The following is a 19,236-nucleotide window of genomic DNA, read 5'->3' as shown; positions in this document are numbered from 1 at the left end:
AAATCTAAATTATCTCAATGAAAATCGTTTCTAATAAATCTAACCTACAAGTGCTTCACGAAGACAATCATCTTATCGTAGTGAATAAACGCGTGGGAGATATTGTGCAAGGCGATAAAACCGGAGATAAACCGTTAAGCGAAATTGTCAAAGAATACATCAAAGAAAAATACAACAAACCCGGTGAAGTTTTTTTAGGAGTAGTACATCGTTTGGACAGGCCTACAACTGGTATCGTAGTTTTTGCACGAACAAGCAAAGCGCTATCACGAATGAACGAACTTTTCAGCAACAGAGAAACTCAAAAAACCTATTGGGCAGTTGTCAAAAACAAACCTGAGAAATCTAAAGATAAGTTAGTTCATTATCTTAAAAGGAACGAAAAAAACAATACTTCTAAAGCACATCTTAAAGAAGTTCCTGATAGTAAATTGGCTAGTTTAGAGTATCAAATTATCAAAGAGCTCAACAATTATACCGCTTTAGAAATTGAACTGCATACGGGAAGACATCACCAAATTAGAGCTCAATTATCAGCTATTGGTGCGCCAATTAAAGGAGACTTAAAATACGGATTTGACCGAAGTAATCCCGATGGAGGCATTCATTTACATGCAAGAAAGCTTTCTTTTATTCACCCTGTTTCCAAAGATTCAATAACTATAGTAGCTCCTACTCCAGATGATGTGATTTGGAATGCTATCTAATTTTATTTAGAGAATTAGTTTATAATTCAATTTTATAAATTAAATTGCATATTAATTTTAAGTAGCTTTAATTATGAATTACAAATCGGATATTGGTTACCGCAAACAAATTTTAACTCGCATATTGAACACAATAATCGTTCACGAAAACGAAATTGTTAGTGCTTTAAAAGCTGATTTCAATAAACCTGAATTTGAAACCGTCGTAACTGAAACTAGTTATGTTATATCTGATTTAAAAAACACTATTAAAAATATCTCTACTTGGGCTAAACCTAAAAGTGTTTTTCCTTTCGTATTAAATATTCCTTCCTCAGATACCATTTATAAAGAACCTTATGGTAAAGTACTTGTGATTTCACCTTGGAATTATCCATTTCAATTAGCACTTTGTCCGGTAATTGCAGCTGTTGCAGCGGGGAATCAAGTGGTTTTAAAACCCTCTGAATTGACTCCCAATACGGCAGCTATTATTCATAAGATAATTAGTGAAGTTTTTCCTGAAGATCATGTGTCAGTGATCCAAGGTAATGCCGAAGTAGCAACCCAATTGCTTGAACAACGTTGGGATTACATTTTTTTCACTGGAAGTGTGGCAGTTGGTAAAATTGTAGCCCAAGCTGCAGCAAAAAACTTAACTCCAGTTACTTTAGAATTAGGCGGCAAAAACCCATGTATCGTTGATGAAACTGCCAATTTACAATTGGCTGCCAAACGAATTGTTTGGGGAAAGTTCGTCAATTGCGGGCAAACTTGTATTGCACCTGATTATATTTTGGTTCATCAAAAAAGTAAATCACAATTCATTAATTATTTGAAAGCAGAGATTACAAACGCATATGGAGAAAACCCTGAAATTTCTCCTGACTTTGCTCGAATCATTAATACTAAAAACTGGACTCGATTAGTAAAGATGATTGAACCTGATAAAGTAATTTTTGGCGGACAATACAATAACGAAACGAACTACCTTGCTCCTACACTAATTGAAGAGAATAATCTTGATAGTTTGATTATGCAGGATGAAATTTTTGGACCAATACTTCCAATAGTTACCTATACTGAAGAATCAGAAATTGATAGTATTATTGCTCGATACGAAAAGCCTTTAGGATTGTATATTTTTAGTGAGAGAAAGAAATTCTGTGATACAATAATTGCTAAACATTCTTTTGGAGGTGGTTGTATTAATGACACCATGATTCATTTTTCGAATAAAAAATTACCTTTTGGAGGCGTAGGACACAGTGGAATTGGAGCTTATCATGGTAAATTAAGTTTTGATATCTTTTCGCATCATAAAGGAGTAGTGAAAAAAGCAACTTGGATTGATTTACCTTTACGCTATGCGCCTTACAAAGGAAAATTAGCTACTGTAAAGAAAATATTAAATTGGCTATAATACTAACTAATCATTTAATCCCAAACTAACCTAAAAATGAAAACAATTTCTGAAAAAATAACAGACCTAAAGAAAAACGGATACGAATTACAATTTGAAACGGTATTCAACAAAGCATTCGAAAACTATAAAAAAATTGCCATCTATGCAGGACTTGCTATTCTTGTATTTGGATTTCTTATAATTCTTATTGCTGGAGTGGGTATCGTTGGTTTTATAGGTGCCGAAAATATCAATCCCAATGCGATGAAACAATTGGAAGCTAAAATACTCCAACCAGAATATATAGGGTATCAATTAATTGGCGCATTACTTTTCAGTACACTATTTAGCCCAATAAGTGCAGGGTTTTTAAAAATGTGTCAAGCGGGAGATAATGATACCGAATTCAAAATGCGTCATTTCTTCTCCTTTTATAATTGGTCTTTTTTTAAAGAATTAATTATAGCTACTTTCATCATCACATTAGTAAGTACAGGGATTAATAGCCTATTCACCTATTATAAAATACCATTTATAGGGAATCTTTTATCCTTTGTTATTGGACTCTATACTACACTTGCCATTCCATTAATCATTTTTGGTAAACAAAAAGCAATAGAAGCAATACAAGCTAGTATTAGTATATCTAGCAAACAGTTTTTCACAATCTTCCTTCTTTTGTTAGTTGCCTTTTTTGGTTCTTTAGTGGGTTTAATTGGGTTCTGTATCGGAGTTTTATTTACCGTTCCGTTCAATATATCCATGCAATACGCCATTTATGATGTGATTATTGGTACAGAAGCAATAGATGTTATAGAATCAAAAGAAAACTAACCTAACCAACCGTCACGATCTAAACTTCGGTATTGAATTGCTTCAGCAATATGATGAGATACGACTCTTTCGGCAGCTTCTAAATCGGCAATAGTTCGAGCTACTTTTAAAATTCGGTCATAGGCCCTTGCTGAAAGATTCAATCGCTCCATAGCGTTTTTTAATAATTCTTTTGAGGTTTCGTCCAAAGCACAAAATTCCCGAATGTGTTTGGTACTCATTTGGGCATTATAATGTATTGTTGGCATCAATTCAAAACGAGCCGATTGAATTTCTCTAGCGTTTGTAACTCTTTTACGGATTTCGACACTACTTTCTGCTTTTCTATCGTCGGATAATTTTTCAAAGGGAACAGGAGTTACTTCTATATGAATATCAATTCGGTCTAATAATGGTCCCGAGATTTTATTCATATAGCGTTGCATTTCGTGAGGAGAAGAAGTTTGTGGCGCATCAGGATCGTTAAAAAAACCACTCGGACTCGGATTCATACTCGCTACCAACATGAATGATGACGGATAGGTAACTGTAAATTTCGCTCTTGAAATAGTCACTTCTCTGTCCTCTAAAGGTTGGCGCATCACTTCAAGAACGTCTCGCTTGAACTCTGGCAATTCATCCAAGAACAAAACCCCATTGTGTGCCATCGAAATTTCACCAGGTTGCGGATAACTTCCACCTCCAACAAGCGCCACGTTGGAAATCGTGTGGTGCGGACTTCTAAACGGACGTTGGTTCATTAACCCTACTTCTTTCAATTTACCTGCAACACTATGAATCTTAGTCGTCTCCAAAGCTTCACGCAAAGTCATGGGAGGCAAAATACTTGGTAATCGTTTGGCTAACATGGTCTTTCCTGCTCCAGGTGGACCTATCAAAATAATATTATGACCTCCTGCAGCGGCTATTTCCATACACCTTTTAATACTCTCTTGCCCTTTGACATCAGAAAAGTCAAATTCAGGAAAATCTAAGGTTTTGTAAAACTCCAATCTTGTATCAATAGTTGTAGGTTCTATAGTTCCCTTGCCTTCAAAAAAGTCAATTACCTCTTGCAAATTTTCTACACCATACACCTCTAAATCTGAAACAATGGCAGCTTCTTTCACATTTTGTTTTGGTAAAAAGAATCCTTTAAATCCTTCTTCTTTTGCTTTAATTGCAATTGGTAAGGCACCACGAATGGGCTGTAAACTGCCATCCAAAGACAATTCACCCATAATTATATAACGATCTATTTCATCTCCTTTAATTTGGGACGAAGCAATTAGAATTCCAATAGCCAAAGTCAAATCGTAGGCAGAACCTTCTTTTCGTAAATCAGCCGGTGCCATATTGATGGTGATTTTTTTACCTGGCAAAGTGTAGCCGTTATTCTTTAAAGCAGCAGCAATTCGATAACTACTTTCTTTAATAGCGTTGTCTGGCAAACCCACTAAATGATAACCAATTCCTTTATCGATATTCACTTCAACAGTTATTGTTGTAGCTTCTACACCAAAAACTGCGCTACCAAAAATTTTTGTCAACATAATTCACTAAGTTTTAACCAAAATTAAACCTTAAATATAGTTTATTTTAAATAAAATAAACATATAAATTAAAATTTTACTGATAATTTAAATTAAAAACATAAAATATACTTATGCAACAAATGTTAAATTTTTATAATAAGTGTAATGAATTTTAAATAGTATTATATTTATAAAATATTTAAACTAGTAATTATGAAAAAAATTATTCTATTTCTTCTTTTGGTTACTTCTGTAACACCATCAATCTCACAAAATTATTTCCCAAATAATGAGAGTGTGCAGAACAAAAACCAAAATTTTACTGCATTAATTAATGCTAAAATTTATGTTACACCTAGACAAGTTATTGAAAAGGGAACCTTACTTATTCAAAATGGAAAAGTAATTAGTACAGGAAAAGACATTGTAATTCCAAAAAATTCGATTATCGTCAATCTAGAGGGTAAGACAATTTATCCCTCTTTTATAGACATGTACACGAATTTTGGGGTTGAAAAACCAAGAAGTTCTGGACCTATGGCAAGAGGTGCGCTTTATGACACTAAAAAATCGGGCTACTATTGGAACGAACATTTAAGAGCTGAAGTAAATGCATTTGACAGTTTCAAATACGACGAGACAAAAGCCGAAGAGTTTTTAAAAGCAGGATTTGGAGTTGTTGTTACTCACGTACCAGATGGAATTGCTAGAGGAACTGGAACTCTAATTGCTTTGAATAACTTTGCTAAAGGAGGTCGTTTAATTGCTCCAAAAATCACCAATCATTTTGGATTCACACGAAGTGCAATTTCTGGTCAATCATATCCAAGTTCATTGATGGGTATGATGGCGCTATTGCGTCAAATGTACCATGATATGGATTGGTATAAAAAAGGAAACTCAGATACTAAAGATGTTTCTTTAGAAGCAATGATAGAAAATCAAAAACTAGTTCAATTATTTTCTACAGAAGACAAGTTGAATAGCTTGAGAGCGAGTAAAATTGCTAAAGAATTTGGTATTACATACGTAATGAAAGGAAGCGGAAATGAATTTGAGCGTATTGAAGAAATTAAAAATACCAATTCAAAGTTTATTATTCCAATTAATTTCCCTGAAGCCTATGATGTTTCAGATCCAAATCAAGCCAATCAAATGGAGTTGAAAGATTTCCGTTTTTGGAATCAGGCACCTTCAAATTTAAAAGTATTGGCAGATAATGGAATTACATTTGCATTAACTACTGAAAATATCAAGAAAATGGATCAGTTCAAAACCAACTTATTGAAAGCTATTCAATATGGTTTTGACACTACAAAAGCATTGGAAGCATTAACTACTGTTCCTGCGTCAATTTTAGGAAAGAGTAATGAAATCGGTTCATTAAATAATGGAAGCCAAGCTAATTTTATCATTACCTCTGGTGATTATTTTGATAAAAAGACCGTTTTGCATGAAAACTGGGTACAAGGAAATCGATACGTAGTTAACGATATGAATTCACAAGATATCCGTGGAAACTATGACTTAGTTATTGATAATGAAACCTATAAATGGAAAATTTCAGGAGAAATTGGAAGTCCTAAATCAGACTTAACTAAAGCTGATGCTAAAAAAATGAATTCAAAAATTACGATTGCTAACGAATGGATGTCGGCTGTAATTAAGCCAGCTGATTCGTTAAGTACTAATTTTATTCGTTTGAGTTCTTATTTAAACAAGACTACTAATTTAAATGGTAAAGCTATTTTTAGCGACGGAAAAGAAGTAAGCTGGAAAGCTACTAAAACTGCTGATTTTAAAGCTGAAGCCGACAGTAAAAAAGAAACTAAAATAAACCCAGTTCAGCCAGTAACTTATCCAAACGTTGCTTTTGGAAATCTACAAAAACCAACTGTTCAAAATATGTTGTTCAAAAATGCTACTGTTTGGACGAATGAAAAAGAAGGGATTTTACAAAGTGCAGATGTTTTAATCAAAAATGGTAAAATTGCTGCAGTAGGAAAAAATTTATCTGATCCAACTGCAACAGTAATTAATGCTGAAGGAAAACATTTAACAGCTGGAATTATTGATGAGCATTCTCATATAGCAATTTCAAAAGGAGTAAATGAAGGTGGTCACAATTCAAGTGCTGAAGTTACTATTCAAGATGTAGTAAACTCAGAAGATCCTAACATTTATAGAGATTTAGCGGGAGGTGTTACTGTTTCACAATTACTTCACGGATCTGCAAATCCTATCGGAGGTCGATCTGCCATTGTTAAATGGAAATGGGGTATGTCTCCTGACGAAATGTTATACAAAAACCAACCTAAATTCATCAAATTTGCTTTGGGTGAAAATGTAAAACAATCCAATTGGGGTAATGTAAATCCAACTCGTTTTCCACAAACCAGAATGGGTGTAGAACAAGTTTTTACAGATTATTTCCAACGTGCAAAAGAATACGACCTAGCCTGGAAAAGTTACAACAGCTCTAAAAAAGGTAAGGCTCCAAGAGTAGATCTTGATTTACAAACCATAGCAGAAATTTTAAACAAGGATCGATTCATTTCTTGTCACTCTTATGTACAATCTGAAATATTGATGTTAATGAATGTTGCCGAAAAATTCAATTTTAGAGTAAATACTTATACTCATATTCTTGAAGGTTACAAAGTCGCTGATAAAATGAAAGATCATGGTGTTGGAGCATCTACTTTTTCTGATTGGTGGGCGTATAAATTTGAAGTAAATGATGCCATTCCTTTTAACGGGCCAATTATGCACAATAAAGGAATTGTAGTGGCTTACAATTCAGATGATGCAGAAATGTCAAGAAGATTGAATCAAGAAGCGGCAAAAGCAGTAAAATATGGTAATGTATCAGAAGAAGATGCATGGAAGTTTGTAACACTAAACCCTGCTAAATTATTACATATCGATGATAAAGTAGGTAGTATCAAAGTGGGTAAAGATGCAGATGTAGTTTTGTGGAATACTAATCCACTTTCGATTTATGCTAAAGCTGAGAAAACTATTATAGAAGGAGTTGTTTATTTTGACATCCAAAAAGATGAAGAACAAAGAAAAGCAATTGTTAAAGAACGTACTACATTAATAGGACAACTTCTTGAAGAAAAAAACAAAGGAATGATTACGCAAGAACCTAAAAAAGCAGAGCGTACCGAGTACCACTGTGATTCTATGGAATATTAGTATTAGATCCTTTTAATTTAAAAAATATTTTAGTTATGATACATAAAAAAATAGCGCTACTAGCATTTGCATTCACCATTACATTTAATTGTGTTGCACAACAAACACCCGCAGCTAAACAACAAAAATCAATTTTGATTATTAATTCTACCACCCATGTTGGAGACGGAACTATATTATCAAATTGTGCTGTTGGATTTAAGAACGGAAAAATTGATCTGGTTTCTAATGCAACAACTGTCAATAAATCAAACTATGAAATAGTGATTGATGCAAAAGGTAAAGACTTGTATCCTGGATTTATAGCTCCTAACTCTACATTAGGTTTAGTTGAGATTGATGCGGTCAAATCCTCTGATGACGAGTCTGAAATTGGAACTTATAATCCTCATGTACGAAGCTTAATTGCTTATACTGCAGATTCAAAAGTAGTAGAAACTGTTAGACCGAATGGGATTTTAATGGCACAAATAACACCTAGAGGAGGTCTTATATCTGGGACTTCATCTATTGTACAATTAGATGCTTGGCATTGGAGTGATGCCGTTGTAAAAGAAAATGACGGAATTCACATGGATTTTCCTTCTAGCTTTAGAAGAAGTGGATCTTGGTTTGAGCCAGGCACTATCGAAGCAAATAAGGACTATAGTAATCAAATTAAAGATTTAAATTCTTTTTTGGCTAATGCCAAAGTGTATAATGCTACAACTTCTAAAGAGAGAAATATCGTTTTAGAGGCAACTAAAGGTCTTTTTACTGGTGAACAAACACTTTTCATTCATGCTAATGAAGAAAAGCAAATGATTGATGCTATTGAACTTGCAAAAAGTAATGGAATTAACAAGATTGCTATTGTTGGTGGTTATGAAGCTTATAAAATTGGTGCCTACTTAAAAGAAAACAAAGTAGGTGTTTTGTTAAGAAGAGTTCATGACATGCCAGAAAACGATGATGACGATATTGATTTACCTTATAAATTGGCTTATTTACTTACTGAACAAGGAGTAGTAGTTGGGTTGGAAAATAGTGGTTCTCATGAAAGAATGGCAACTCGTAATTTACCATTTCTAGCAGGTACTTGTGTAGCTTATGGTTTAGACAAAGAGAAAGCTTTGCAATTAATCACTTCTAATACTGCTAAAATTTTAGGAATAGACTCTTTTTGCGGAACTATAACTGTAGGTAAAGATGCTACTTTATTTTTATCTGAAGGCGATGCTTTGGATATGCGAACAAATAAATTAACCGAAGCCTACATACAAGGGAGATCAATAAGTTTAGAAACACACCAAACTAGATTAAATGATCGTTATAAAGCAAAATTCAATCAGAAGTAATTAGTTTTATTTTAAACCATTACCAAAGGGTCAATTTTTATTAATTGACCCTTTTTTTATTCTCTAATATCCTCAAAACTAGAATTATTTCAATAATTAAAATTGCCAAATCCAAAAAATATAGTATTATATTAGTTAAACCCTAAAAATTTATGGGTATAAATTTATTATTTAATAAAAATTTAAAATATACCCCTACAAAAAATAGAGTGTAATAATAAAATACATACTTTTATTGAAATTTAAAAATAAAAGTTATGCGTAAAATTGTTTTAAGTGTGATTCTAATCACTGTTTTGGGACTTACTTTTTTCTCAAATTATTTTGTTGTGGAATCAACACAACTAGGAGCTCATATTGTTGAGTTAAAATTAGACACTGGAGATACAGCTTGGATGATTGTTGCCTCTGCATTAGTATTAATTATGACACCTGGTCTTGGATTCTTCTATGGCGGAATGGTTGGAAAGAAAAATGTAATTAGTACTATGCTACAAAGTTTTATGGCAATGGTGATTGTTACTGTATTATGGGTAGTCATTGGCTTCGGTTTGTGTTTTGGTCCATCTATCGGAGGAATCATCGGAGATCCATCTTATAATTTATTATTCAATGGAGTAAGCGCTAATACTGCTTGGGAATTAGCTCCAACCATTCCATTACTTTTATTCGCATTCTTTCAAGCTAAATTTGCCATCATTACACCTGCATTAATTACTGGTGCTTTTGCAGAGCGTGTTCGTTTCTGGGCGTATTTGCTATTTATGGTACTATTCATATTAATTATATACGCACCACTTTGCCATATGACATGGCACCCTGATGGATTATTCTTTAAAATGGGCGTTCTTGACTTTGCTGGTGGTACTGTTGTTCACATGAGTGCTGGTTGGGCTGCTCTAGCAGGTGCTATTTTCTTAGGAAAAAGAAAAGTTCAAAAAGTAAATCCTGCTCGTATTACTTATGTATTATTAGGTACTGGTTTACTTTGGTTTGGATGGTTCGGATTTAATGCAGGTTCTGCTGTAGGATCTAGTGGTCTTGCTGCACAAGCATTAGGAACAACCACTGTTGCTGCCGCTGCTGCTGCGATGGCCTGGGTATTCCTAGACAAAATTATGGGACATAAATTATCTGCAATGGGTGCTTGTATTGGAGCCGTTGTTGGTTTAGTTGCCATTACTCCTGCTGCTGGTTTTGTAAGTATTCCGCATGCTATTACAATAGGGATTATTGCAAGTATCATTAGTAACTTCATGGTAATGAAATTTCCTAAAGGAAAAATTGATGATGCTTTAGATGTATTTGCTTGCCACGGTGTGGGTGGTATGACAGGAATGCTACTAACTGGTATTTTTGCATCTAACACTGTTAATCCAATTGTAGGTGACAACCAAGGTTTAATCTTTGGTGATACAACTTTGTTTTTAATACAATTAAAAGCATTAGTATTAGTGTCTATTTTTGCTTTTTCAGCATCTTATGCTTTGTTCTTCATCGTAAACAAAATCACACCATTACGTGTGAGCGAAGACAAAGAAGAATTAGGATTAGATATTACGCAACACGGAGAGTTCTTATAACCTAATCTCATTTTAATAAATAAAAAACCGCAACTATTGTTGCGGTTTTTTTTATGAGGAAAATTGCTATTATTTTTTGAAGTTCGAGATTCCTATTTTTAACCAAGCTTCATATTCTTCTATTCCAACAAAACTAATAGTAGGTTGTTTTGAATTCAAACTAGTACCTTCTAAATCTGTTAAAACATACAAAGGCTGTGTATTCGTTTTGTATTTCGAAATCATAAAGTCAGTCCATTTATCACCAATAGTTTCAATACTAGATCCCGAAGTTGAAGAAACAGTTTGTTCATTTTTAGGCAACTCTCTTTTATCATCTACATACAAAGAAATTAAAACCACTTCATTTTTCAATAGGGTTAGTATTCGTTCATCTGACCAAACTGTATTTTCCATTTTTCTGCAATTAACACAAGCATGCCCCGTGAAGTCTAATAAGATGGGTTTATTTACCGTTTTGGCGTAAGCTAATCCTGTTTCATAATCGTCAAAAACTACAATTTGATGCGGACCTAATTTGGCACCTTCCGGCAAAACTGTTTCAGAAGTACTTGAGACAGAATTAGTACCAATACCTAATGGACTTTCGCTAAACTCCATTGGTGGTGGAAAAGCACTGATTAATTGCAACGGAGCTCCCCATAATCCGGGTATCATATAAATGGTAAAGGATAGTACAACTAATCCAAAAGATAATCTTCCCACCGAAATATGTGACATCGGGCTATCGTGAGGCAAGCTGATTTTTCCAAATAAATACAACGCCAAAGTTCCAAAAATAGCAATCCATATAGCTAAGAATACTTCTCTCTCCAATAGATGCAATTGCAAAACTAAATCGGCATTAGATAAAAATTTAAATGCCAAAGCCAATTCCAAAAATCCCAATACTACTTTTACAGTATTCAACCAACCACCTGATTTTGGCAATGAATTCAACCAACCTGGAAACATCGCAAAAAGCATAAATGGAAGGGCTAAAGCCAATGAGAATCCAAACATTCCAACAATTGGCGCTATTCCGCCCTTAGAAGCTGCTTGTACCAATAACGTTCCTACAATTGGTCCAGTACATGAAAAAGACACAATTGCTAGGGCCAATGCCATGAACAAAATTCCGATTACTCCTCCTCTATCCGCTTGACTATCTACTTTATTTGCCCAAGAATTAGGCAACATAATTTCAAAAGCTCCCAAAAACGAAACTGCAAAAACTACCAATAAAGCAAAGAAAAATAAGTTAAACCAAACATTAGTCGAAAGCGCATTCAAGGCATCAGCACCAAAAATCCAAGTCACTAAAACACCTAATAGTACATAAATTACAATAATTGAAATTCCGTAAAACAATGCATTTCGAACTCCAGCACTTTTAGACTTACTCTGTTTTGTAAAAAAGCTAACCGTCATTGGTATCATTGGAAACACACATGGAGTTAACAAAGCTGCAAATCCCGAAAAGAAAGCAATAATAAATATTGACCATAACCCCATTTCTTCTTCAGTCGATTCCGTTGCTGATGTTGTCTCAACAGTTGTAGCGGCATCGGTTTGATTCACAACTGCGGCGGTGTCTACAACAGTATTTGTTGTATCTGAAATGGGTTCCGCTGCAACTAAATCCGCTTCTGGAGATGGGATATTAAATGTAAAACTCTTCTCTAAATTGATACAAGCCTCTTTACAAACTTGATAATTCAGAGCCACCTCTACTTTAGCAAGCTTTGAATTTGTCAATTTGATTTCTTGTATCAACTGCGCTTTCTTCTCGAAAAAAGTTTCGTTAACCTCAAATATATCATTGTAAGCCGTTTTTGTTTTGCTCTCTTTGGTTTTACCAATCAATTCAAAATTACCTTTTTGATTTTTAAAAAGGATTTCCAAAGGCAACGAACCTCCTTCAGCTGTAAATTGCGAATACAAATGCCAATCCTTCTCTATCACTCCATTAAAAGTGAGCAGATAATTGCCATTCGCTTTTTTCTCAATTTGTGTAGTCCATTTAACAGGATCTAAAATTTGAGCATTTCCTTTGGCGAAAGCCAATACTATCAATATTAATACGACTAATTTTTTCATTCTATACATTCAATTTTTAATAGGTTTTTTGAATTAGGATCTATTTTAAAACGTTCGTCTTGTCGGATTCCAACCACCCAAACTACTTGATTATTGGAACACAAAAGCCAAACTTTTTCTTTAGCTATCAACGATAATTTCTCATCTTTGAATAACTTACTTACTTTTTTTGATTTGCCTTCCATACCAAAAGGCTGAAAAACATCTCCCTCATTCCAATGACGCAAAGTCAATGGAAATACTAATTTGTCTTGATCTACAAATATAGTTGAATTGGAAGCGACTCCTATCTTCGAAACAGTCGAAAAAACAAGATTTAAGGGAAATTTAACTTTGGATTCGACCGATTCAATTTCGAATTCTTGTTGATTCTCTTGAGATGGTAACGGACTTAAAATCAAACAATCTCGATCTTTTATCAATCTAAAATACGGAGCTACCACTTGTTTACCTGACTGACTAGTAACTAATTCATAAATATCATCCCATGCTGTAAAACCAAATTCCTTAAGCCATTGGTACAAATACGAACTGTAGTTTGGCAATTGCAATAAGCGAACCAAATCAAAATAAATATCCTCCCCTTCTTCCCGCGCAACTTGTTGATACACCATAATGGCAGCATCGTCAACTAATTCTTGAGCTTCAGATAGAAATGATTGCGTTTTTTCAAATGAACTAATGAAATTAGGATTTAACTCTTTCAACAATGGAACCAAGTGATGACGAATTTTATTTCGCAAGTACTTATCAGAGGCATTACTACTATCTTCCCGCCATTTCAATTTATTCACAGAAGCATATTCTTCCATTTGTTGTCGAGAAAAAGACAATAACGGTCGGATTACTTTTTCGTTTTGAGCGGGTATTCCTGTTAAGCCTTCTAAACCAGTCCCTCTTGAAAGATTAATCAAAAAAGTTTCTAGATTATCATCAGCATGATGAGCAGTCAAAATAAAATCTCCTTTTTGAATCGCTAATTGCTCGTAAAACCAACTATAGCGTAACTCACGTGCGGCGACTTGGATAGAAACCTTACAATCAGCAGCGAATGCCTCAGTATCAAATTGAGTAAACACAAACGGAATAGCATTCGTATTTGAATACTCTTGTATGAATTGTTGGTCTTCAAAACTTTCTAAACCACGCAATTGAAAGTTACAATGCAACACTACAATTTCATAGTTCAATTGTTGGAAAAGATGTACTAAAACCATACTATCCAATCCCCCGCTAACAGCCAGCAAGAGTTTTTTCCCTTGTAAAAAAGGAAAATGATTAGATATATGATTTTCGAATTGCCCCAACATATTCAAATGTAATTAATTCATAGCAATTTAGCGCAATACTTCGTGCATCGCCTTTGCCTTTAGCAAACATTCCTCGTATTCTTTTTCGGAATCAGAAAGTGCCGTAATAGCACTTCCAACCGAAAAAGAAAGGTATTTTTTTTCTTGATTGTACAAGATACTTCGAATCACCACATTAAAATCAAAATCGCCATTGGGACTAAAATAACCAATAGCACCACTGTACAAACCTCTTTTGGTTTCCTCCAATTCTTCAATGATTTTCATTGCCGAAATTTTAGGAGCACCAGTCATACTTCCCATAGGAAAAGTTAACTTCAACACATCAATTAATGAATGTTTAGTGTCTAATTTTGAGGTGATTGTGGAAATCATTTGATGTACTTGTTGAAATGAATAAATCCCACACAACTCCTTAACTTCAACTGTTCCTTTTTGTGCTGTACGCGATAAATCGTTCCGAACTAAATCGGTGATCATTATATTTTCAGATCGTTCTTTTGGATCAGAAGCCAAATTTATTTTTGCTAGTTCGTCTTCTTTTGGGTCTGAAAATCGTTTTGCAGTTCCTTTAATAGGTTGCGAGATTAATGTCTCTCCTTCCTTTCTCAAATACCGTTCAGGTGTAGCAGAAAGCAAAAAATGATGGTTATTTTTATAGTAAACGGCAAAAGGAGTTTGAGAAATTGCGTTCAATTTATTGAACTTCTCCAATGGATTAATCGTAGCATTCTCAGCATAAAATTCCATACAAAAATTAGCTTCATAGATATCTCCTCGGTGTATGTGTTCTAAAAATGTAGTTGCCTTTTGAATGTATTCGTTTTTGGAAAAACGAGCCTTAACCTCAGTACTTTGACTCTTTTCGAATTCAATAGTGGCTAATTCTGTGATTTCATTATAGTCAATTTCCACCTCATCATCACACAAATTCAAATACTGAATAGTGAGTTGATTTCCTTTCAAAAAAAACAATTTCTTAGGTTGGAAGAAAAACAAATCGGGAAACGCCAATCCGTCAAAATTATCGGATTCTAAATCCTCGCTATCATTCTTTAAATCATAAGACAAATACCCAAACAGCCAATCTTTAGTCGTTTGCTGGTATTGCTGTAAATCCTCAAACGCATTGTGATAATCGGTCTGAATTAATGTAAAAGCATCTACTGCTAGAACGGCATCATAGCTTGAAAAATCTTGTGGATAATCATTACTATCCATAAAAACAACCTCCCTAAACTGCTGCGACCAATCCAATAATTGCTTTTTAAAAGCTAATGGGTTGGTTATCGATTTATGAATTTCTGTTCGCAATGTGTTTCCTTTTTGAATGCCAAAAATACAACAAAATTCATTGGTAGAAACGGAAAAATAAAGCTGAATAATAGCTCATTGAAATAAATATATTAGACAAGAATTTTGTATTTATAAAATAAGTATTTTTGAAATACTAACCTTAAAACCAAAAAATAATGAAAATTGCAACATTGATTATTCGAATTTTACTAGGAGCATTTATGGTATTTGCTTCTGTAGCCTATTTCTTTGAATTGTTTGAAGCAGAAGCGCCTACAGGAAACTTATTGACTTTCATGAACGGTATCATGGCTTCAAAATACCTATTACCGTTAGCAAAAGCCGTTGAATTAATTGTTGGTCTAAGTTTGTTAAGCGGTAAATTTATGAAGGTGACTTTATTAGCCTTATTGCCAATTTCAATTAATATCTTTTTAATTCACACTGTAACCCAAGTATCAGAAGTACCTGTTGCTATTTTTGTACTGGGTGCCAATTTATTTTTAATATACGCACATTGGGATTCCTATAAAGGATTATTCAAAGATTAAATATTCTTCCATAAAAAAGCCCGTTCAAATGAACGGGCTTTTTTTATTTAAATAGTACAGTCTTAAACGTGTAACGCTCTATTATCAGTGGCAGCTAAAGCGGCTTCTTTGATTGCTTCTGCAAATGTTGGATGTGCATGCGACATTCTTGAAATATCTTCAGCAGAAGCTCTGAATTCCATAGCAGTAACCGCTTCTGCAATTAAATCAGCTGTTCTAGCTCCAATCATGTGAACTCCAAGAACCTCATCAGTTTTAGCATCTGCTAAGATTTTTACAAATCCATCTAAATCACCACTTGCTCTAGCTCTACCTAATGCTTTAAATGGAAAACTTCCTGATTTGAATTCTACTCCAGATGCTTTTAATTGCTCTTCTGTTTGCCCAACTGCCGCCACTTCTGGCCAAGTGTATACCACGCCAGGAATCAAATTATAATTAATATGTGGTTTTTGACCCGCAATAATTTCGGCAACCATAGTTCCTTCTTCTTCCGCTTTGTGAGCCAACATAGCTCCACGAACCACATCACCAATAGCATAAATATTAGAAGCCGAAGTTTGTAAATGATCATTAACTTCTACTTGCCCTCTATCTGTAATTTTTACACCTGCCTTGTCAGCATTCAATCCGTCAGTGTATGGACGACGTCCTACAGAAACTAATGAATAATCCCCTTCTAATGTGATGATTTCTCCTTTTGCATTTTCTGCTTTTACAGTCACAACATCTCCAGCTCTTTCTACTGATTGCACTTTGTGAGACGTATAAAATTTCATTCCTTGTTTCTTCAATACTTTTGTCAATTCTTTAGATAATGAACTGTCCATTCCTGGAATGATTCGGTCCATGAATTCTACTACAGAAACTTGCGCTCCTAAACGAAGATATACTTGTCCTAATTCAATTCCGATAACTCCACCACCGATAATAACTAGGTGTTTTGGCACTTCTTTCAAAGCCAAAGCCTCAGTTGAAGTGATAATTCTTTCTTTGTCAATTTTGATAAATGGTAAAGAAGATGGTTTTGAACCTGTAGCAATAATGATATTTTTTCCTTCAATAGTTTCTGAAGTCCCATCCGCTTTCGCAATAGCGACATGAGTTGCATCTACGAAAGATCCTAAACCATTAAAAACAGTTATTTTATTTTTTTCCATCAAGTAGTTGATTCCTCCAGATGTTTGATCAACAATAGCTTGTTTGCGCGCTACCATTTTTTCTAAATTCACTTTTACATCACCCAATAGTTCAATACCATGTTCAGCAAAATGAGCAATTTCAGAAAAATGATGTGAAGAAGATAGCATAGCCTTAGATGGAATACAACCTACATTCAAACAAGTTCCACCTAAAGTGTTGTATTTTTCAATAATAGCCGTTTTAAAACCTAGTTGTGCACAACGAATGGCCGAAACATATCCGCCTGGGCCAGAACCTATAACAATTACATCAAATTGACTCATGTTTATATAAATAATTTATAGTTTAACTTCAATTAAGACACAAAAGTAAGGCTTTTTGAATTAATTATTTGAAGATAAATTGGTAATTTACTATAGCTCGATTACAAACTAAATGCAGTGGTGTTTTTAACTTCTCCAATCATAAAGGAGCTATGTGTACTTCCAATATGTTGGAGACTCGTCAACTTTGTTACCATAAAAGCCCTGTACTCATCCATGTCTTTCACATTCACTTTCAAAATATAGTCATAATCTCCACTTACATGAAAACATTCTGAAACTTCCGAAAGTTGTACCACTTCACTCTCAAAAGTATGAATAACATCTTTAGTATGTTGAATTAGCTTGATATGACAAAACACCACAAAAGCCTTCTCTATTTTGTTACGATCTAATAGTGCAACATATTTATGAATTATTTTTTCTCGTTCGAGTTTTTTAATTCGCTCATATACTGCTGTTACAGAAAGATTCAAAACCAACGACAGTTCTTTAGTTGTCTTTTTAGTGTCTTTTTGTAAAAACATCAATAACTTTTTATCGATTGCATCCATGTTTTATATTTTTTGATGACGATTGGTGAATAGCTGAACTAAAAAAGGCTATTATTTGAAACAAATTTAGATTAAAAATCTACAAATAAATTGAAATACCAATTTAAAATCTATATTTTGACTAATGTATTGAAAAATAAATTAAATATAATGAATTTTGATTACATAATTAACTAAAACTATATTGCTATGGAATCTTTTAATCCTGCAGATTGCATTCAAGACTTACAATTTTTTGGCGAATATGGAGATGTTAACCCTTCCATTTCGGACAGCTCAACCTATACTTTTCTTTCAGCAAAAAAAATGTTTGATACATTTGAAAGTAATGTAGAAGGTTGCTATTTGTATTCAAGACATACCTCTCCTAGTAATTTATATTTAGATAGCGCTTTAGCAGCTATGGAGGGTACCGAGTCAGCAAGCGTTACAGCTTCTGGAATGGGAGCCATTACTTCTACTCTATTACAACTTTGTGGTAATGGCGATCATATTGTATCCAGTAGAACTGTGTATGGAGGAACCTATGCTTTTTTGAAAAATTTTGCCCCTCGAATGGGAATCAAAACTAGTTTTGTAGATATAACAAAATTAGATTTAGTAGAGGCAGCCATCAATTCGGATACCAAAATTTTATATTGCGAAACGGTAAGTAACCCGCTTTTAGAAGTAGCCGATATTGCTTCTCTATCAAAAATTGCAAAAAAACACAATCTTAAACTTGTTGTAGATAATACCTTCTCTCCTTTATCTGTTGCTCCAGCACGATTAGGAGCGGATATTGTGTTGCATTCACTAACTAAATACATCAATGGAACTAGCGATACGATAGGAGGAGTTGTTTGTTCGTCTGTTGAATTCATCAATAGTCTAAAAAATGTGAATGATGGAGCTACCATGTTATTGGGTCCAACAATGGATAGTTTACGTTCTGCAAGTATATTAAAGAACTTAAGAACGCTACACATCCGAATGAAACAACACAGTCACAATGCAATGTACTTGTCGGCTAAATTGGAAGCAGACGGAATTAAAACCGTATATCCCGGTTTACCAAGCCATCCAAGTCATGAATTATACAGAACAATGATTCATCCGGATTATGGTTATGGTGGGATGATGACTATTGATGTAGGTAGTTTTGATAAAGCCAACGCATTGATGGAATTAATGCAAGAGAGAAATGTAGGATATCTAGCCGTTAGTTTAGGATTTTATAAAACTTTGTTTACTGCTCCTGGAAATTCAACCTCATCTGAAATTCCTTTAGACGAGCAAGAAGCTATGGGCTTAACAAATAGCTTGGTTCGCTTTTCAATAGGCCTTGATAATGATATAGAAAGAACGTATCAAATGATAAAAAAGTGCATGCAAGAATTGCATATCCTTTAAACTGAGTTAAAAAAAACACCCTCAAAAA

14 protein-coding genes are annotated in these 19,236 nt (G+C 34.0%); 8 read left to right on the top strand and 6 right to left on the bottom strand.

The window, feature by feature from the left end; all coding sequences use genetic code 11:
- The first annotated feature begins 17 nt into the window (after window positions 1–17).
- The 3 genes from LPC23_RS07340 to LPC23_RS07330 all read left to right on the top strand — a co-directional run bounded on the left by LPC23_RS07340 (window position 18) and on the right by LPC23_RS07330 (window position 2,925).
- Window positions 18–707: an RluA family pseudouridine synthase gene (locus LPC23_RS07340; RefSeq protein WP_229329209.1), complete on the top strand. Its 690-nt coding sequence runs from the start codon at window positions 18–20 to the stop codon at window positions 705–707.
- Window positions 708–780: 73 nt separating this feature from the next.
- A complete protein-coding gene (locus tag LPC23_RS07335; RefSeq protein WP_229329208.1) occupies window positions 781–2,109 on the top strand; it encodes an aldehyde dehydrogenase in 1,329 nt (442 codons plus the stop codon).
- Between the two features lie 36 nt (window positions 2,110–2,145).
- Window positions 2,146–2,925, top strand: coding sequence for a hypothetical protein (locus LPC23_RS07330; RefSeq protein WP_229329207.1), 780 nt, complete (start codon window positions 2,146–2,148; stop codon window positions 2,923–2,925).
- Here the strand turns inward: LPC23_RS07330 and LPC23_RS07325 are convergent.
- Window positions 2,922–4,457, bottom strand: coding sequence for a YifB family Mg chelatase-like AAA ATPase (locus tag LPC23_RS07325; RefSeq protein ID WP_229329206.1), 1,536 nt, complete (start codon window positions 4,455–4,457; stop codon window positions 2,922–2,924). The two genes, LPC23_RS07330 and LPC23_RS07325, sit on opposite strands and share 4 nt — an antisense overlap.
- A 195-nt stretch (window positions 4,458–4,652) precedes the next feature.
- Between LPC23_RS07325 and LPC23_RS07320 the strand changes: the two genes are divergently transcribed.
- From LPC23_RS07320 to LPC23_RS07310, 3 genes are all read left to right on the top strand, one after another.
- Window positions 4,653–7,640 (top strand): amidohydrolase family protein, encoded by a 2,988-nt coding sequence (locus LPC23_RS07320; RefSeq protein WP_229329205.1) that lies wholly within the window; start codon window positions 4,653–4,655, stop codon window positions 7,638–7,640.
- A 35-nt stretch (window positions 7,641–7,675) separates the two neighbouring features.
- Window positions 7,676–8,977: an amidohydrolase family protein gene (locus tag LPC23_RS07315; RefSeq protein ID WP_229329204.1), complete on the top strand. Its 1,302-nt coding sequence runs from the start codon at window positions 7,676–7,678 to the stop codon at window positions 8,975–8,977.
- A gap of 257 nt (window positions 8,978–9,234) precedes the next feature.
- Complete coding sequence (locus tag LPC23_RS07310) at window positions 9,235–10,560, top strand: ammonium transporter (RefSeq protein ID WP_229329202.1); 1,326 nt, start codon at window positions 9,235–9,237, stop codon at window positions 10,558–10,560.
- Between the two features lie 69 nt (window positions 10,561–10,629).
- Here the strand turns inward: LPC23_RS07310 and LPC23_RS07305 are convergent, their stop codons facing one another.
- The 3 genes from LPC23_RS07305 to LPC23_RS07295 are packed head-to-tail and all read right to left on the bottom strand — an operon-like array spanning window position 10,630 to window position 15,263.
- Complete coding sequence (locus LPC23_RS07305) at window positions 10,630–12,639, bottom strand: protein-disulfide reductase DsbD family protein (RefSeq protein WP_229329200.1); 2,010 nt, start codon at window positions 12,637–12,639, stop codon at window positions 10,630–10,632.
- On the bottom strand, window positions 12,636–13,949 hold the full coding sequence (gene tilS / locus LPC23_RS07300) for a tRNA lysidine(34) synthetase TilS (protein WP_229329198.1): 1,314 nt from the start codon (window positions 13,947–13,949) through the stop codon (window positions 12,636–12,638). Before tilS ends, LPC23_RS07305 begins: the two co-directional genes overlap by 4 nt.
- Window positions 13,950–13,976: 27 nt before the next feature.
- Complete coding sequence (locus LPC23_RS07295) at window positions 13,977–15,263, bottom strand: anthranilate synthase component I family protein (RefSeq protein ID WP_229329196.1); 1,287 nt, start codon at window positions 15,261–15,263, stop codon at window positions 13,977–13,979.
- A gap of 158 nt (window positions 15,264–15,421) precedes the next feature.
- On the opposite strand from LPC23_RS07295, the gene LPC23_RS07290 reads away from it, so the two are divergent.
- Entirely contained in the window at window positions 15,422–15,796 is a 375-nt protein-coding gene (locus LPC23_RS07290) for a DoxX family protein (RefSeq protein WP_229329194.1), read from the top strand.
- Between the two features lie 62 nt (window positions 15,797–15,858).
- Here the strand turns inward: LPC23_RS07290 and lpdA are convergent, their stop codons facing one another.
- Together lpdA and LPC23_RS07280 are read right to left on the bottom strand one after the other, a co-directional pair.
- A complete protein-coding gene (gene lpdA / locus LPC23_RS07285) occupies window positions 15,859–17,262 on the bottom strand; it encodes a dihydrolipoyl dehydrogenase (protein WP_229329192.1) in 1,404 nt (467 codons plus the stop codon).
- 101 nt (window positions 17,263–17,363) lie between these two features.
- Entirely contained in the window at window positions 17,364–17,816 is a 453-nt protein-coding gene (locus tag LPC23_RS07280) for an Lrp/AsnC family transcriptional regulator (protein ID WP_229329190.1), read from the bottom strand.
- A 189-nt stretch (window positions 17,817–18,005) separates the two neighbouring features.
- On the opposite strand from LPC23_RS07280, the gene LPC23_RS07275 reads away from it, so the two are divergent.
- Window positions 18,006–19,208 (top strand): aminotransferase class I/II-fold pyridoxal phosphate-dependent enzyme, encoded by a 1,203-nt coding sequence (locus LPC23_RS07275; protein ID WP_229329188.1) that lies wholly within the window; start codon window positions 18,006–18,008, stop codon window positions 19,206–19,208.
- Window positions 19,209–19,236 lie beyond the last annotated feature (28 nt).

Origin of the sequence: Flavobacterium ammonificans (assembly GCF_020885975.1) — a bacterium.
GTDB classification, from domain to species: domain Bacteria; phylum Bacteroidota; class Bacteroidia; order Flavobacteriales; family Flavobacteriaceae; genus Flavobacterium; species Flavobacterium ammonificans.
This window is presented reverse-complemented; position numbering and strand designations above follow the sequence as displayed.

What these genes read in the sequence shown, in the direction of transcription:
- LPC23_RS07280 (WP_229329190.1), bottom strand. Translation starts at nt 17,816, where the DNA reads ATGGATGCAATCGATAAAAAGTTATTGATGTTTTTACAAAAAGACACT.
- tilS (WP_229329198.1), bottom strand. Translation starts at nt 13,949, where the DNA reads ATGTTGGGGCAATTCGAAAATCATATATCTAATCATTTTCCTTTTTTA.
- LPC23_RS07330 (WP_229329207.1), top strand. Translation starts at nt 2,146, where the DNA reads ATGAAAACAATTTCTGAAAAAATAACAGACCTAAAGAAAAACGGATAC.
- LPC23_RS07325 (WP_229329206.1), bottom strand. Translation starts at nt 4,457, where the DNA reads ATGTTGACAAAAATTTTTGGTAGCGCAGTTTTTGGTGTAGAAGCTACA.
- LPC23_RS07320 (WP_229329205.1), top strand. Translation starts at nt 4,653, where the DNA reads ATGAAAAAAATTATTCTATTTCTTCTTTTGGTTACTTCTGTAACACCA.
- LPC23_RS07275 (WP_229329188.1), top strand. Translation starts at nt 18,006, where the DNA reads ATGGAATCTTTTAATCCTGCAGATTGCATTCAAGACTTACAATTTTTT.
- LPC23_RS07290 (WP_229329194.1), top strand. Translation starts at nt 15,422, where the DNA reads ATGAAAATTGCAACATTGATTATTCGAATTTTACTAGGAGCATTTATG.
- LPC23_RS07340 (WP_229329209.1), top strand. Translation starts at nt 18, where the DNA reads ATGAAAATCGTTTCTAATAAATCTAACCTACAAGTGCTTCACGAAGAC.
- LPC23_RS07305 (WP_229329200.1), bottom strand. Translation starts at nt 12,639, where the DNA reads ATGAAAAAATTAGTCGTATTAATATTGATAGTATTGGCTTTCGCCAAA.
- LPC23_RS07310 (WP_229329202.1), top strand. Translation starts at nt 9,235, where the DNA reads ATGCGTAAAATTGTTTTAAGTGTGATTCTAATCACTGTTTTGGGACTT.
- LPC23_RS07315 (WP_229329204.1), top strand. Translation starts at nt 7,676, where the DNA reads ATGATACATAAAAAAATAGCGCTACTAGCATTTGCATTCACCATTACA.
- lpdA (WP_229329192.1), bottom strand. Translation starts at nt 17,262, where the DNA reads ATGAGTCAATTTGATGTAATTGTTATAGGTTCTGGCCCAGGCGGATAT.
- LPC23_RS07335 (WP_229329208.1), top strand. Translation starts at nt 781, where the DNA reads ATGAATTACAAATCGGATATTGGTTACCGCAAACAAATTTTAACTCGC.